Source organism: Bradyrhizobium sp. LeoB3, from assembly GCF_055456055.1.
Map to the genome: position 1 here is coordinate 1 of NZ_JBVBEF010000253.1, position 2,339 is coordinate 2,339.

General features: G+C 63.5%; 1 protein-coding gene and 1 pseudogene. Both read left to right on the forward strand.

What is annotated here, in order from left to right; all coding sequences use genetic code 11:
• The first annotated feature begins 146 nt into the window (after positions 1 to 146).
• Positions 147 to 1,400 (forward strand): IS21 family transposase, encoded by a 1,254-nt coding sequence (gene istA, locus ACZXDY_RS45540; RefSeq protein WP_464349966.1) that lies wholly within the window; start codon positions 147 to 149, stop codon positions 1,398 to 1,400.
• Positions 1,397 to 2,274: pseudogene (gene istB / locus ACZXDY_RS45545) on the forward strand (IS21-like element helper ATPase IstB). Before istA ends, istB begins: the two are co-directional and overlap by 4 nt.
• The last annotated feature ends 65 nt before the right edge of the window (positions 2,275 to 2,339 follow it).

The window sequence follows — 2,339 nt, forward strand, 5'->3', positions numbered from 1 at the left end:
CTGTAGATGCCTGAGTAATTCTCCCCAGAAGTGCCGTTTGAAAAATCCCCAGTTGATCGTGCCGCCCATCCTCAGGGCGCGCCCTGAGGATGGGCGGCGAATCGATCACCCGATCCTGCTCTGCCCAGAACGAGGGAGCGGGTGCGGTGATCAAGCTTGGGGAAGTCATCATGATACTTGATCTTCATCGGCAGGGGCTGACGGTTTCGGCGATCGCCCGCGAACTCGGGATCGATCGAAAGACCGTTCGCAAATGCATCGCTCGCGGCCTGGAGCCGCCGGTTTATGGTCCACGCAAGCCACGCCAGCGCCGGATCGACCCATTCGTGTCCTATTTGCGCGGGCGGGTGACGGCGTATCCCGGTCTGACCGGCCGCCGGCTCTTACGGGAGCTGCGCGAACGCGGCTACGAGGGCGGCTACACCGCCGTCACCGATGTGCTGCGCGAGATTCGTCCTGCCCCATTGCCGATCTTTGAAGTTCGCTTCGAGACGCCGCCGGGCGACCAGGCGCAGGTCGACTTCGCTCAATTCCAGGTGCAGTTCACTGACGAGCCGGCGGCCACCCGCATCGTTTGGCTGTTCTCCTTGGTGCTCGGCTTCAGCCGGCTAATTTGGGCGCGCTTTGTCCTGCATCAGGACATGCAGACGGTTCTGCGCTGCCACATGGCGGCCTTCGAGGCGATCGGCGGCATCCCCCATGAGATCCTGTACGACCGCATGAAGACGGCTGTCATCGGCGAGGCCGGCGGCAGTATCGTCTACAACCGGGCGCTGGTCGACTTCGCCCGACATTATGGCTTCCAGCCCAAGGCCTGCCGTCCGTATCGGGCCAAAACCAAGGGCAAGGTCGAGCGACCCTATCGCTATATCCGCGAGGACTTCTTCCTCGCCCGCTCGTTCCGAAATCTCGACGACCTGAATGGCCAACTACGTCATTGGCTGGATACGGTGGCCAATCCGCGTGTACACGCCACGACCCAGCGCGTCGTCAACAGCGCCTTCGCCGAGGAGAAGGGGCATCTCAAAACGCTGCCGCCGGCCCCCTTCCGCTCGGTCCTGAAACTGGAACGGCGGGTCTCGCATGAAGGCATGGTGAGCGTCGGCGGCAATCTCTACAGCGTTCCCGACGCAACCCGGAAGCGGGTCGTTGAGGTGCATACGCTCGCCGACGAAGTTCGGATCTTCGAAGACGGCGCCCTGATCGCCGCGCACCCTGTGCTGGAGGGCCGCCATCAGCGCCGGGTTGCCACGGGGCATCGGAAAGTGCCCCGGATCACCGCTCCCCACTGCGACAAACCGACCTTGATCCTGCGTACCGGCGACGTCGTCGCTGCCCGCCCGCTCGACTTCTACCAGGCCGTCGGCCGGCGCCTGGCCGGTCAAGGAGATCAGCCATGAACGCGACCATCGAGATCGTACCGTCCATCCTCGACCGCATCCGCAAAACCCTCGTCGGCTTGAAGATGCCGAGAGCTCTGGAGGTGCTGGACCAAACCGTGCGTCAGCTCGAGCGCGGCGAAGCCAGTGCGTTGGAAGTCATCGACACCTTGTTCGCCGAGGAACTGACGCTGCGCGAGAACCGCCGCATCAAGATGGCGCTGCGGATGGCCAAGCTCTCGACCATCAAAACGCTCGCAGGCTTCGACTTCTCGTTCCAGCCGTCGCTCGATCGCAATCGCATTCTCGCGCTGGCCCAGCTCGATTTTGTCGACCGCCATGAGGTGATCCACTTTCTTGGGCCACCCGGAACCGGCAAGAGCCATCTCGCCACGGCGCTCGGCGTGGAGGCCGTGAAAGCCGGGCGCAGCGTCTATTTTGCCAGCCTTGCCGACATCATCGGCGCTCTCGCCAAGGCCGAACGGGAGGGGCATTGCGCGAGCGGATTCGCTTCCTGTGCCGGACCTCGCTGCTGATCGTCGACGAAATCGGATACCTGCCCGTCATCCCCGGCGGCGGCAATCTGTTCTTCCAGCTCGTCAACGCTCGCTACGAGCGTGGCGCCATGATCCTCACCTCCAATCGCGGCTTCGCCGAATGGGGTGAGGTCTTTGGCGACCCGGTGGTGGCCACGGCGCTGCTCGATCGGCTACTTCACCATGCGGTCGTCGTCCAGATCGAAGGATCAAGCTACCGCCTGCGACAGCATGCCGATCTCATGCCCGAGCACGTCCGTTCCAAGGCCTCCATCAACTCGCCAATCCCGGCACAGCCGCCGCGCCGCCGCGGTCGACCACTCAAACATGGAGCCAACGATCACCAGCCAGCCGGCTGATCACCGGGGTACCGCCCACCTGGGGAATTTTACTTCGGCACATCTGGGGAAATTTGGAGCGGCAT